15 protein-coding genes are annotated in these 13,001 nt (G+C 35.7%); 10 read left to right on the top strand and 5 right to left on the bottom strand.

The features are described from left to right. The first annotated feature begins 126 nt into the window (after positions 1-126). The 7 genes from ATE49_RS02885 (at position 127) to ATE49_RS02855 (ending at position 5,411) form a co-directional block, all read left to right on the top strand. Positions 127-381 carry a type B 50S ribosomal protein L31 gene (locus ATE49_RS02885; RefSeq protein ID WP_034868092.1) on the top strand — a complete coding sequence of 85 codons (255 nt, stop codon included), beginning with the start codon at positions 127-129 and terminating at the stop codon, positions 379-381. 88 nt (positions 382-469) lie between these two features. Beyond that, positions 470-1,774 (top strand): branched-chain amino acid transport system II carrier protein, encoded by a 1,305-nt coding sequence (gene brnQ / locus ATE49_RS02880; RefSeq protein ID WP_081278406.1) that lies wholly within the window; start codon positions 470-472, stop codon positions 1,772-1,774. Between the two features lie 54 nt (positions 1,775-1,828). After that, positions 1,829-2,992, top strand: a complete 1,164-nt coding sequence (locus ATE49_RS02875) for a GlmU family protein (RefSeq protein WP_065081028.1) — start codon at positions 1,829-1,831, stop codon at positions 2,990-2,992. Positions 2,993-3,133: 141 nt separating this feature from the next. Further along, the gene (locus ATE49_RS02870; protein ID WP_059156657.1) at positions 3,134-3,643 is read left to right on the top strand and encodes an RNA polymerase sigma factor; all 510 of its coding nucleotides are present in this window, start codon (positions 3,134-3,136) and stop codon (positions 3,641-3,643) included. Beyond that, positions 3,615-4,334: a hypothetical protein gene (locus ATE49_RS02865; RefSeq protein ID WP_065081027.1), complete on the top strand. Its 720-nt coding sequence runs from the start codon at positions 3,615-3,617 to the stop codon at positions 4,332-4,334. Before ATE49_RS02870 ends, ATE49_RS02865 begins: the two co-directional genes overlap by 29 nt. Positions 4,335-4,345: 11 nt before the next feature. Beyond that, on the top strand, positions 4,346-4,891 hold the full coding sequence (locus ATE49_RS02860; RefSeq protein WP_065081026.1) for a DUF4252 domain-containing protein: 546 nt from the start codon (positions 4,346-4,348) through the stop codon (positions 4,889-4,891). Positions 4,892-4,895: 4 nt separating this feature from the next. Then, the gene (locus ATE49_RS02855; RefSeq protein WP_059344878.1) at positions 4,896-5,411 is read left to right on the top strand and encodes a DUF4252 domain-containing protein; all 516 of its coding nucleotides are present in this window, start codon (positions 4,896-4,898) and stop codon (positions 5,409-5,411) included. Positions 5,412-5,467: 56 nt separating this feature from the next. Here ATE49_RS02855 and ATE49_RS02850 read toward each other — a convergent pair whose 3' ends face one another. Continuing rightward, complete coding sequence (locus ATE49_RS02850; RefSeq protein WP_065081025.1) at positions 5,468-6,523, bottom strand: carboxypeptidase-like regulatory domain-containing protein; 1,056 nt, start codon at positions 6,521-6,523, stop codon at positions 5,468-5,470. A 91-nt stretch (positions 6,524-6,614) separates the two neighbouring features. Here ATE49_RS02850 and ATE49_RS02845 point away from each other — a divergent pair, with 91 nt between their 5' ends. Then, positions 6,615-7,652, top strand: coding sequence for a LacI family DNA-binding transcriptional regulator (locus tag ATE49_RS02845; protein WP_065081024.1), 1,038 nt, complete (start codon positions 6,615-6,617; stop codon positions 7,650-7,652). Here the strand turns inward: ATE49_RS02845 and uxaC are convergent. From uxaC to ATE49_RS02830, 3 genes are read right to left on the bottom strand one after another with little or no spacing between them, the layout of a single operon-like run. Beyond that, on the bottom strand, positions 7,642-9,048 hold the full coding sequence (gene uxaC, locus ATE49_RS02840) for a glucuronate isomerase (RefSeq protein ID WP_065081023.1): 1,407 nt from the start codon (positions 9,046-9,048) through the stop codon (positions 7,642-7,644). The two genes, ATE49_RS02845 and uxaC, sit on opposite strands and share 11 nt — an antisense overlap. A 1-nt stretch (position 9,049) precedes the next feature. Next, complete coding sequence (gene uxuA, locus ATE49_RS02835; protein ID WP_065081022.1) at positions 9,050-10,210, bottom strand: mannonate dehydratase; 1,161 nt, start codon at positions 10,208-10,210, stop codon at positions 9,050-9,052. Positions 10,211-10,222: 12 nt separating this feature from the next. Beyond that, positions 10,223-11,044 (bottom strand): SDR family oxidoreductase, encoded by an 822-nt coding sequence (locus ATE49_RS02830; RefSeq protein ID WP_065081021.1) that lies wholly within the window; start codon positions 11,042-11,044, stop codon positions 10,223-10,225. 148 nt (positions 11,045-11,192) lie between these two features. On the opposite strand from ATE49_RS02830, the gene ATE49_RS02825 reads away from it, so the two are divergent. Beyond that, a complete protein-coding gene (locus tag ATE49_RS02825) occupies positions 11,193-12,179 on the top strand; it encodes a sugar kinase (RefSeq protein ID WP_065081020.1) in 987 nt (328 codons plus the stop codon). Between the two features lie 5 nt (positions 12,180-12,184). Beyond that, entirely contained in the window at positions 12,185-12,829 is a 645-nt protein-coding gene (locus ATE49_RS02820; protein WP_059156648.1) for a beta/alpha barrel domain-containing protein, read from the top strand. Here the strand turns inward: ATE49_RS02820 and ATE49_RS20440 are convergent. Then, positions 12,802-13,001, bottom strand: a 200-nt coding sequence (locus tag ATE49_RS20440; protein WP_221407062.1) for a hypothetical protein, incomplete at its 5' end; no start/stop codon positions are given. The two genes, ATE49_RS02820 and ATE49_RS20440, sit on opposite strands and share 28 nt — an antisense overlap.

Here is a 13,001-nt window from a genome sequence, read left to right as displayed (position 1 = left end):
AAGGTATATTAATTTTGAAGATTATGCTTCGGGAATGTTAAAACCGTCTAAATCATTTTTTAATTAATAAAAATATTTTGCCATTTAAAAAAATATTTATAATTTTGCGGTCTAATTATTAAGACAATGAAAAAAGATATCCATCCATCCAATTACAGATTAGTTGCTTTTAAAGACATGAGCAACGATGAAGTTTTCATTACAAGATCTACTGCTGAAACCAAAGATTCTTTGGTAGTTGATGGTGTAGAGTATCCATTGGTAAAAATGGAAATCTCTAGTACTTCTCACCCATTCTACACAGGTAAAGTTAAATTAGTTGACACAGCTGGTAGAGTTGATAAGTTCATGAATAAATACAAGAAATTCGCTAAGAACTAAGATATACAGTTTTATACTGAATAAAAACACCGAAGAATTGGATTCTTTGGTGTTTTTTATTTAATTGCACACCGGAAAATATTACAACGTGAGAAACAACAACGGCGCTATTATCACCCTTGGATTTGCTCTTTTTGCCATGTTTTTTGGCGCAGGGAATCTTATTTTACCTCCCTTTATCGGATTAAAATCCGGAACAGAATGGTTTTACGCCATTGTAGGATTTATCACCACAGGAATTATTGCTCCGCTGATCAGTTTGATCGCTGTAGTACAAATCGGGCATAACTTTACAGATATCGGGAAACGGGTTAATAAGAAAATGATAACCATACTTGCGTTTATCATCATCTGGTTAATCGGTCCCTTAATCGGGATTCCGCGTACCGGAGCAACTACTTTCGAAATAGGATTACAACCTGTATTTCCAGAACTTTCATCTATTATTAGTGCTGTAATATTTTTTACTGTAACAGGTTTTCTTGCAATCTCTCCAAGCAAAATTGTCGATATTATCGGGAAATACCTTACACCGGTACTTATTCTATTACTGCTTATCCTTATAGCTGTTGGTATTATTTATTCACCAGGGGCTCCTGCAGCATCTACTCTTAGCCACGGAGAAAGTTTCGCATTAGGATTTCATGAGGGCTATCAAACAATGGATGTACTATCCGCTGTTATTTTTGCCGGCATTATTATTACCACTATTACCGAAAAAGGATTCACCCAGGTTAGCCAAAGAGTCAGGATGACTATTATGGCCGGCCTTATCGCTGCTATTTGCCTTCTAGTAATCTATGGAGGACTTGTATATCTTGGAGCAACTTCAGGTTATCCTGTAACCGACGACTTATCCCGAACGAAACTGCTTTTACATATCTCTAATTCCGTATTAGGACAATACGGAACTTATATTATTTCTGTAGCCATAGCACTTGCATGTTTAACAACAGCTATTGCACTGACTTCAGCTTTTGCCAGCTTTATGGAAAAAATTACAAATGGAAAGTCCGGCTATAAAGTCAATGTTATTTTCTGTTGTGTACTTGCTGCTATACTTTCGGTAAAAGGAGTAGATGAAATAATTAACTATGCCGGAATATTGCTAGGCTTTGTATATCCTGTTGTTTTTGCTTTGGTCATGTACTTAGTCTTTTTCGGAAAAATTGTTAAGTCCAAGACTCCTTATGTAGCTGCTGTTATTATAAGCACACTGGTATCCTCACTATCTGTATTCCAGTATTATGGTATTGCAGAAAATTTTATAACCACTTTAAAAGACAGCCTTCCACTAGTGCAACACAACATGGAATGGGTACTCCCCTCTTTTTTAGCATTTATTATTACTGCTCTTTTTTCTAAAAATAATACTTTTGCAACCCAAGAGTAATTTTGGAAATTTTTGTTTTACTTAAATTTGTAATATTATTATCCTCACTAACAAATGAAACAACTTGTTTTCTCTGATGCCCAATATTGGGAAGAGTTTTTACCTCTGACCTTCACCCGCCCCATTGCGGATATGCGTGTAGGTATATTAACATTTAAGGAACGATGGGAAAAACTTTTAGGATTTGATGAAAGCTTTTTCGTCACCGAAAAGTACCTTCAGGTAAAATACCCCGAACCTGAAAAAAAAGAATCTTTATTGATCGTACCGAATTTTCTTCCAACAGAAAGTGTACTACAGCAAATAAAGGATCTACAGAAAGGAGAAGCCCTGGTATATGAGAATGAACTAATCGCTTCATATATCAATCTGGACAACTTTAATATTGGCCAGATTGAAAAATGTATAGATATTACTGAAGAGCTGATTGTCTTCAAAAAGCCATGGGATCTTTTTACATACAACGACAAAGCCATCAGATTCGATTTTGATCTGGTAACCAAAGGCCGTACTTCTCAGAAAATTTCTGAAACCAATAATATCCGTGGGAAAGTTGAAGATATCTTTATCGAAGAAGGTGCAGATCTTGAGTTTGCCTACCTGAACACCAATGGCGGTCCTATTTATATTGGCAAAGAGGCCGAAGTTATGGAAGGCGTTATGCTAAGAGGTCCAATTGCAATTTGTGATCATGCAGTCATGAAAATGGGAGCTAAGGTTTTCGGAGCAACAACATTTGGTCCTTATTCCAAAATATGTGGAGAAGTAAGTAATGTTGTAATCTTTGGCTTCACCAGCAAAGGACACGATGGCTACTTGGGGAATTCAGTCCTTGGTGAATGGTGTAATCTTGGTGCCGACACCAATACTTCTAACCTGAAAAATAATTATTCTGCTGTAAAAATGTGGTCTTACCGTGAGAAAAGATTTGTGGAAACAGGACTACAATTCTGTGGAACGGTTATGGGTGATCATTCTAAAACGGCAATTAATACACAGCTAAATACCGGAACTGTAGTTGGTGTCGCTGCCAACATTTTTAAAACCGGATTTCCGCCAAATCTTGTACACTCATTTACCTGGGGAGGTGCGAATGATGATCCGAAGTTCCGCTTGGATAAAGCCTATGAAACTGCTGAAATTATGATGGCCAGAAGAAAAATAGAACTGACTGAAGAAGATAAAGCCATTCTGAAACATGTATATCATGAATTTTAAGCTCTAAAATATTAGAATCATCATTACTGATGATTCTTTTTTTTATCTGAGAATCAAATATTTAAATATTATCATAATATTTTTTAATTTTAGATGTAACAGATTACTCCTTCCGATTGTCTTACTTATAAAAGCAATACTATGGACCAACAGACTTTTAAAACAACGGTTTTTATCCACAAGGATAGACTATACCGTTTTGCTAAAAGTTTTCTGGTCAGCGCAGATGAAGCCTACGATGTAGTACAGGAGATTATGATAAAGCTCTGGCAAATGAAGGACGATTTGCATCGTTATGAAAATATTGAAGCTTTTGCTTTACGGTGCCTGCGAAATGAATGTCTTAACAGACTGAAACACGCAAAAGTAGTAGAAGACTATCAAATTAGGAATGTGAGGCAGGACTATTCAGTTAACCATAGTGACAATACACGGGAAATTATCGTTAATATGATTAACCAGCTTCCCGAGAAACAGAAAATGGTGATGCATCTGAAAGATATTGAAGAATACAGCATTGCTGAGATATGTGAAGCCCTGGAAATGGAATCAAATGCAGTAAGAATAAACCTGATGAGGGCCCGACAAAAAATAAAAACACAACTCGAAAAAATTTTCGAATATGAAAACCGACAGATCCAAACAATATAAAGACCAGTACTTCGCAGGAAATTCTTCCGAGGCCGAAGAAAAATGGCTGAAAGATTTTTCGGATGATATTTTCTTTAAAACACTTCGGGAAGAAAAAGAAGTGACAATGGATTGGAGCTTTGAAGACTTTATGGAAAAAGTCGAAGAACAACCGATACCTGTAAAGAAAATTCAGCTAACAACAAAACCAGGACTTAGTAAATGGTACTGGATGGCAGCAGGTTTCATTATTTTCTTAAGTCTTGGTGGCTATCTGTTTTTTAATCAGAAATCTATAACAGACGTTACAGCAACTTCTGTTGCCAAAAATGAACCTGTAAAAAATAATACACCAGCCATTCAGGAACAACAAACAACCCCGACTGAAATAAATATTCAGCCCTCAGTTATCACTCCTGAGACTGAAAAAAAAGAAATAACAGAAAAAGAAAATATTAAGGTTTTAGCTCAGAAAAAACCTTTAGTTAAAAAAGAGAAAGAGATTATTGAAACTACTTCTGTTAAAAGTGTTCCGGAAACCGGTACAGAAGATGGTTATAATCCTAACTATGTCCTTATCAACGGAAAGCCCGTATACGATGAAGAAGAAGCTGCAGATCTTACAAAGAAATCGCTTAATCTTCTGGCCAGCAATCTGGATAAGGGAATTGAAAAAGTTGGACTCATAAAACATCTTTCTGTTAATTTTTAAATCAAACCATCATGAAAAAGATATTTCTAACATTATTTATAACTGCTGCAGGCATTAGTGTAAATGCCCAGATCAGCAAGCTCGAAAAACTTTTCGATCAGTATCAGGACACCAAAGGAGTGACCTCTATTAAAATAGCAAAGCCTATGTTTAACCTGCTTAACAAACTGGATATTCAGGATGCAGGTATAGACCAGATCAGACCATTGATAAAGGATGTTAATTCTATTAAAATACTGATTTTTGAAAAAGGCAAAAAAGACAGTATTGCTCCTACGGTTAATATGTCGAAAATAAGAGATGAAATTAACTCTTCTATTAAAAACCTGAAATATGAGGAGCTAATGACTGTAAACAGTGACGGAAAGAAAATTAAATTCTTAACTCAGGACACGACAACCAGTGTGGTAAAAGACTTATTACTGAGTATCACCGGAGACGATGAGAATCTGTTCCTTCTTTTGGACGGTAAAGTAAACGTAGACGATATTTCTAAGCTGGTTAACAGTGACGAAAAAGGTGATAAAGGGACAAAGGGTGATAAAGGTAAAAAATAATATAATGAAAGCTTTTTCCAAAATATTCGCTTTATCCATCCTGCTTGCTTTTTTACAATCATGTATTGTTTCCTCCAGTCCGAATATGGAGTTTCTGGATCGTGAAAGTCTGGGAAAAGGAGCACAGGTCACAGCTGTCAATCCACCAATGTTTCTGGTCAAGCCTTTTATAAAAAAAGCGCTTCGTGAAGACGGAGAAAGTGAAGAAGTGATTGCATTGATCAAGAAGGTAAAGAAAGTCCGTGTTATGACTGTTATCGCCCCAAATGCTAACTATCAGGAAAAACTGAACCGCTTCTTTGCAGAAAATAAATACGAAGAGTGGATGACTCTTAATTCGGAAGGGCAAAAAGTTAATATCCGAGCCATTACCAATGGCGATCAGATTAACAAATTACTTATTGCAGTGGATGGAGATAAAAACGGAGAAAAAGTTTTTGTAGATGTAAGAGGTAATTTTACTCCGGAAGATATTTCCAATATTGTCAATATGGCTAGTAAAAGCAAATCAATAAATTAAAAACATTATATTTCATATCTCTAAATTAAGGCTCTTGTTCTATAACAAGGGCTTTTTTATTTTTCAGGTTCATAGTCCAGCGGGAGCATTTTAGCCACTTTATCTGCCGCCCAGGACTTCTGAAACAACATCTGATCAGGATCTGAATAATTACCGTCAGATGTTATATGATAGCGAATACCACGCGTTTCAACATAAGAATTTATCGTACTATAAGAGTTTGTTCTTATAACCTCCCGCTTAGAAATATCGAAAAGATATTTCTTATAACTTACCATTAGTATATCCGGAAATTCAAAATACACTTTTCCATCCATTTCACTTCTGTACGCAGGTGCCTGAAGATCTTTTTCTACCAAAGCAAGTGCTTTTTGCCCCTCCATTTGTTTAACTCTATCCAGAATAAATCCTTCTTTATTAACACTATTATTAAATACAGATTTAAAAAAATGCTGCACACTACCATAATAGGCATTCAGCCTGTTCATTTTATAAACTCTGTTTTTAGATTCAGATGCTTTTACGGGTGTATAAAATGATGTTCCTGTATATTGGGAAATACCATTTCTATGATCTACATAGAAAGACATGAGTTTGTATTCTATCGTATAACCTAGTTTTTTATTGATAATTATTAAAGGTTTCTTAGCCTGAGCTCTGAGAATTCTTTCTGTTTTATCATAAGCAAATTTCACTTCTTTCGGATTCTCAATACTTACACCCTCTCTGCTTATTCCCAAAAAATTATCAAAAAAAGTATTAATGTATTTTTCATAATCTTTACTTGAATATCCAATTAACTTTACCTCTTCTATAAGGCGTTCTTTTTCCAGGACAACTTTAAGGGTTTTATTCATAGCCTGCTGCAGCGGATAAACAAAATCCTGATAGCCATCTTTTTGAAAAACAATATTTCCTTGTTTTATATTGGGAATACTAATATCAAATATCCCCTTGGCATCCGTTATCGAAGAAACCTGACTGCCGTCGATGTATATTTTAACATTAGACAAAGGCTGCTCTGCTGTAGTAACAACACTCCCTTTTATAACTTGTGAAAAGCACAAAGCCGATAAAAACAGAAATAGAATAAAGCTGATTTTTATTTTCATAACCCTAAAGTCTTAGGGATAAATATAGCTATTTTTTTGATTCTTCTTTATTGCTGATATAATTTTGTAAATTAGGAGACTTATTATAACCATGTCTAAAGTAACTATTCGTGATATCGCCAAAGCATTGAGTGTCTCTGTATCTACAGTGTCTAAAGCTCTGTCCGATAGTTATGAGATTAGTGCGGCTACCAAGAAAAAAATAATTGAATATGCTGAAAAGCATAATTATCACCCAAACAGGCTCGCAAAAAATCTAAAATTTGGAAAAACAAATACCATAGGAGTTATTGTTTGCGATATTTCCAATACATTTATATCCCAGGTTCTCGACGGGATACAAAGTAATTTTATGGATAAAGGCTTCGACACCCTTATCATGCAGAGCCATCATGACGAAGCTACAGAAAGACAATGCATTGAATCTCTTATTAACAAGGGAGTCGATGGTATTCTGATGTCCCCGTTAACAGAAACATCAAATTTTGATCTCCTAAAGAAGCTTCAGCCCAACTATCCAATTGTTCTTTTCGACAGAATACAAAGCTCACTGAATACGCATAAGGTAGGAGCTAACAACGTTGGCGGAAGTTTTAAGGCAACACAGCATCTGTTGCGAATCGGGAAAAAAAATATTCTGATTATACTTGCAGATAAATTAGGTGTCAGTGATTTACGCTTAGAGGGTTATAAAAACGCTCTAAAACAATATAACATCCCTTATCTTGATGAAAATGTATTGTTTGTGGATTTGAAAAACATCAATCAGCACGATGAGAAAATTAAAGAATTTATCTCTGAAAAACTAAGATCTGAAAATCCCCCGGATGCGGTTATTTGTGGCTCCGAAACCATTTCTACCAGAAGTCTTGGAATTTTTATGGAAGCTGGTATTAAAGTACCGAAAGATATAGCTGTTTTAGGTTTTGCCAATACAACTTTTGCGTTCTCCCTAAACCCGCCTCTGTCTACAATCGTACAGCCAGCATACGAAATTGGTAAGATAGCCACCGAGAAAATGATAGAATTACTGAATAAACCAACTAAGGATTACAAAACTATTGAACTGGAAACCCAGTTAGTCATTAGAAAATCATGTGGTTATTTTCCGGAAAATTTTAATTCTTAAAATAAGATTTGGCATTGTGATAACAAATATCACTAATTATACCTCCTACCCATTTCAGATCATTTGGCAATAAACCTTTTCTGATATCTTCTGCAAAAAGATTGCACAGTAACCTTCTAAAATATTCATGTCTTGGGAAAGAGAGAAAACTCCTGGAGTCTGTAAGCATTCCAATAAATGTACTGATTAGCCCCAGATTGGAAAGTGTATTAATCTGCTGTTCCATTCCGTCCAGCTGATCCAGAAACCACCATGCAGACCCAAACTGTATTTTTCCTTTTATACCTTCTCCCTGAAAGTTACCTGTCATGGACCCAAACACCGCATTATCCGCCGGATTGAGATTATATAATATGGTCTTGGTTAGTTTTTGTTGATTCTCTAAATTGTTTAAAAATGCGGATAATGCTTGTGCTTGTGGGTAATCCCCAATAGAGTCATAACCTGTATCTGTCCCTATTTCTTTTAACTTTATGGTATTGTTATTTCTTAATGCTCCTAAATGAAATTGTTGCGCCCATCCTTTTTCATAATACATTTTGCATAGCTCTGTCAAAATATAATGAGTATAGCCTTCTTCTACATCCTTTGCCTCTTCATCATCTCCCAATAAGACAGTAAAAAAGACATGGTTAATTTCTTTTAAACTATGTTTTCCCGACTGTGGAATAGACAACAGACCATGATCTGATGCTACACACCCCATATCATCGAAAAAATTCACCCGTTTCTGTAAAGCTTCAAGAAGAGTATCCAAATCTGAGATTTCTACTTTACTCACCTCTGAAAGCTTTCTTACATAATCCCGGAAACTATCACCTTTGCTTATAGCAAAAATTTTATCCGGTCGGAAACTAGGCTTTACGTCTATTTCTCTATTTTGTTGTCGTATACTCTGATGAAAACTAAGATCATCTGTCGGATCATCCGTTGTTCCCAACATTTCAACATTATAATTATTCAACAGACTTCGTGGTCTGAAGTTTTCCTGTTGCAATTTTTCGGTTGTCTCTTTATATATTCTGTCGGCCGAAGCTGCATTCAGATATTCATTTATACCAAACGGGTTTTTAAGTTCCATATGCGTCCAGTGAAACAATGGATTGCGCAATGTATTAGGTACTACTTCAGCCCATTTGCGGAATTTATCTTCATCAGAAGCATTACCGGTGATAAAAACTTCGTCTATACCGTAGGCTCTCATAGCACGCCATTTATAATGGTCTCCTTTCAGCCATACCTTTGTAATATTTTCAAAGTTCTTATTCTCTGCAATCTGTTGCGGTGACAAATGATTATGATAGTCTATAATCGGTAAATCCTTTGCATAATCATTGTATAATACTACTGCAATATCTGATTGTAAAAGAAAATTATCATTTAAAAAATACGACATACTATTTACCTAATATTCCTAGTTCTAATCCTCTCAACTCTGCTAATCCTCTTAATCTGCCAATCGCAGAATATCCGGGGTTGGTTGTTTTTTGTAAGTCATCCAGCATCTGATGTCCATGGTCTGGTCTGAAAGGAATTGCAGTCTCTCTTTTTTGATTTTCTGCTGCAATAACCTTCATTACCTCATACATGTCTACATCACCATCTAAATGATCTGCTTCATAAAAATTTCCGTGTGCATCTTTCTGCACATTTCTCAGGTGTATAAAATATACTCTGTCTTTTAGTTCATTGAACATTTGTACAAGCTGCCCTGCTTTTCCTGCTCCTAAAGAACCTGTACAAAAACAAATTCCGTTAAACTTTTTATCGACTCCCCTGATGATATATTTAAAGTCTTCTAAATTACCGGCTATGCGAGGAAGTCCCAAAATAGGATATGGCGGATCATCCGGATGAATAGTCATCGAAATTCCATATTCCTCGCATATGTCAGCAATTGATTGAAGAAAGTAAAGTAAATTTTGTTTTAATCCTTCAGCTCCAATTGTACTGTAAAGCTCAATACTCTTGTTCAGTTCTTCAATTTCAATATTCTTTTCTCCGGGAATTCCCATCAGAATATTGGTTTGTAACTGACTCAGTTGTTCATTAGTATAATTCTCAAAGCGTTTTTTTGCTTCTTCCCTTACAGAATCTGTATAGTCAGCTTCTGCATTCTTACGTTTCAGCATAAACAGATCAAAAACGGCCAAATCTATCCAGTTAAAATACAAGGCCTTTGATCCGTCTTTTAACTCTAGATCCAGCTGAGTACGTGTCCAGTCTAATACCGGCATAAAATTGTAACAAATAGTTTTTATTCCATTTTCTGCCAGATTTTTTAAAGTCTGTCTGTAGTTTGCAATATAATGCGCCGCATGTTCAGATCTTGTTTTAATAGCTTCATGCACTGGTACGCTTTCAACTACTGACCATCTGAATCCTGCGTCTTCAATAATTTCCTTCCTTTTAGCAATTTCATCCGACGGCCAGATATCTCCATGTGGAATATGATGCAGTGCCGTTACAATTCCCGTTGCTCCTGCCTGTTTTATATCTTGTAAGCTTACCGGATCTTCTGGTCCATACCAACGCCATGTCTGTTCTAATCTTCTCATACTACTCCTGCATTAAACCCCACACCATGAATTGAAACCTCCGTCTACAAAAATGGTCTCTCCGTTTACAAACTGAGATGCATCGCTTAGTAAATAAACTAATGTACCTGCCAGTTCATCGGGATTCCCTAATCTTGAATAGGGTGTTCCGTTAATAAATTTCTGTGCTCTTTCTGTATAAGTTCCATCACTATTTGTAAGTAATGTACGGTTTTGTTCTGTTAAAAATACGCCGGGCGCAATAGCATTACATCTTACGCTATCTCCATATCTTAGAGGGAGTTCTGTTGCCATCCATTTAGTAAGACCTTCTATACCATGTTTAGCAATTGTATAACCTAATACTCGTGTCAGAGGTCTGCTTGCTGCCAGCGAAGAAATATTCACAATGGAGCCTTTCCCATTTTTTGCAATTTCTTTCCCGAAAATGAAGGTTGGAATAATGCTGCCATATAAGTTAAGTTCAATCGCTTTAATTGTATCGCTAATTTTTGCATCAAACAAATCTTCATTTGGGGGAATGGTCGCTCCCGGAATATTACCACCGGCAGCGTTGACCAAACCATCTATCTTCCCCCATCCATTTATGATGATGTTATTAGTTTCTATTAACTGTTCTTCATTGAGTACATCTGTCTGAAAAAATTCAGCCTCACCACCTGCATTAACTACCTCTTGTACTCTTTCTCTTCCTCTTTCTTCATTCCTTCCTAATATTGCCACTTTAGCACTTGCTTCACCCAAGGCTTTAACAAATGATTGTCCCAGGATGCCTGTTGCCCCTGTTACGACAATTACTTTTCCTTTAAGCGAAAACTTTTCTAAAATGCTCATATTCCGTCTTTGAATCTGATGCCAAATTAACAAGATTTAACATGACAGTATTAAATAATCATTAAAATCTACTAAAACGTTTTCGTATAAATTAATAATCTTTAAATATTCCATATATTAAATTAAGTTAACTTAGTGATAGGAAAATATGAAAGGAAAAATTATCTGCTTCGGAGAAGCATTAGTACGATATCAGCCTGCAGAAGATTCATTCTTTAATGAGTCTAATAAAGTTATGGCTTTTCCAGGCGGATCCGAAGCCAATGTTGCTGTAAAGCTGGGTCAGACGGGTCTCCCGGTGTCTTATATTTCAGCAGCACCCGACAATCAGATTACCCGGGAATTTGTGAAAATACTAAAAGACAATAAAGTTGAAACTGATGGCTTTTTGTACAGAGGTGACAGGATTGGCTCTTATATATTGCTTTCAGCAAATGGATTAAGTAAAGGTGAGGTTATATATGATCGTAAGTATTCTTCATTCAGTCAGATAAAAACAGGTGAAATTGACTGGAATAAAATTTTTGAAGGATGCAGCTGGTTTCATTGGACAGCAATTACTCCTGCTTTAAATGAAAACCTTGCAGAAGTAATGAAGGAAGCATTAGAAGTCGCTTACTCAAAAGGAATTACTATATCAGTTGATTTAAACTACAGGAATAAATTATGGCAATACGGAAAAAATCCTCTGGAAGTAATGCCCAAACTGGTAAAATATTGTCATATTATCATGGGGAATATTTGGGCTTCTCATAATATGTTGGGAACCTCTATAGATAGCAAACTAGACAGAAATACAAGCCCAGAAGAATATTTTGAATTTGCTAAAAAGAACAGCATAGATCTGTTTTCTGAATATAAAGATGCCAGAATTGTGGCAAATACTTTCAGGTTTATGGATAATTCGAACCATAACCTTCTTTTTGGAACCCTTCATTCAAGAAATAAGAGCTTAATAAGCCCGATATATGAAACCAATGATATAATAGACCGTATTGGTAGTGGAGATGCATTTATGGCTGGTGCAATAGCCTCGCTGTATCAGAATCTCGATTTACAGAGTACAATAGACAATGCTGTACAGGAAGGTTATCATAAATTATTTGTAACAGGAGATTTTAGTAATACTAAATAAGTAAAATGGAAAAAACACTCAACTATATTGAAAAGCATCCGGTAATTCCGGTTTTTTATCACGACAACCCTGAAGTATGTAAAAAGGCATTAAAAGCTTCATATGATGGAGGAGTAAGAGTATTTGAGTTTGTAAACAGAGGTGCAAATGCAATCTCCAATTTCGAAATATTACAGCAATATAAAGATCAGTACTTTCCTGATTTAAAATTGGGTATTGGGACAATTAAAAGCAGAGAACAGGCTGAAGCATTTTTAAATCTTAATACAGATTTTCTGGTAAGTCCTGTTTTTGATGCAGATATAGCACCAATTGCAAATCAAAACGGTAAATTATGGATTCCTGGATGTATGACCCCTTCAGAAATCAATCAGGCAGAAAAAGCCAATTGTAAGCTTATTAAGCTATTTCCGGGGGATTTACTCGGAACAAAGTTTTTAAAGGCTATAAAGCCCCTATTTCCTGGCTTAAAATTCATGCCAACCGGAGGAGTCAAACTAAATAAGGAAAATATACACAGCTGGTTTGAAGCCGGAGTTACTTCTGTTGGACTTGGTTCCAGTTTATTCCCTGCAGATTTCGACACTGCAGAAGTAACCAATCAATTAAAGAAAGTATTCAGTTATATTGAAGAAGCGAGGAAATTATGAGTTAAGAATGAATAGTTATAAGCTCGTAAGGTTTGTCGGTCTAAGAGCTTTACGAACTCTATCCCCTGTTTCATAACCTTTGTAGCCATTATAACTTTATAACCTACATAACTCTTATAACCAGTATAACCTATTAGTTGTGTGGACAGATTTAGGAATAGTAATATCCTAA

Origin of the sequence: Elizabethkingia miricola, assembly GCF_001675285.1 — a bacterium.
Lineage (GTDB): Bacteria > Bacteroidota > Bacteroidia > Flavobacteriales > Weeksellaceae > Elizabethkingia > Elizabethkingia miricola.
Note: the sequence above shows the minus strand (reverse complement) of the source record. Positions and strands in the feature narration are given on the sequence as shown.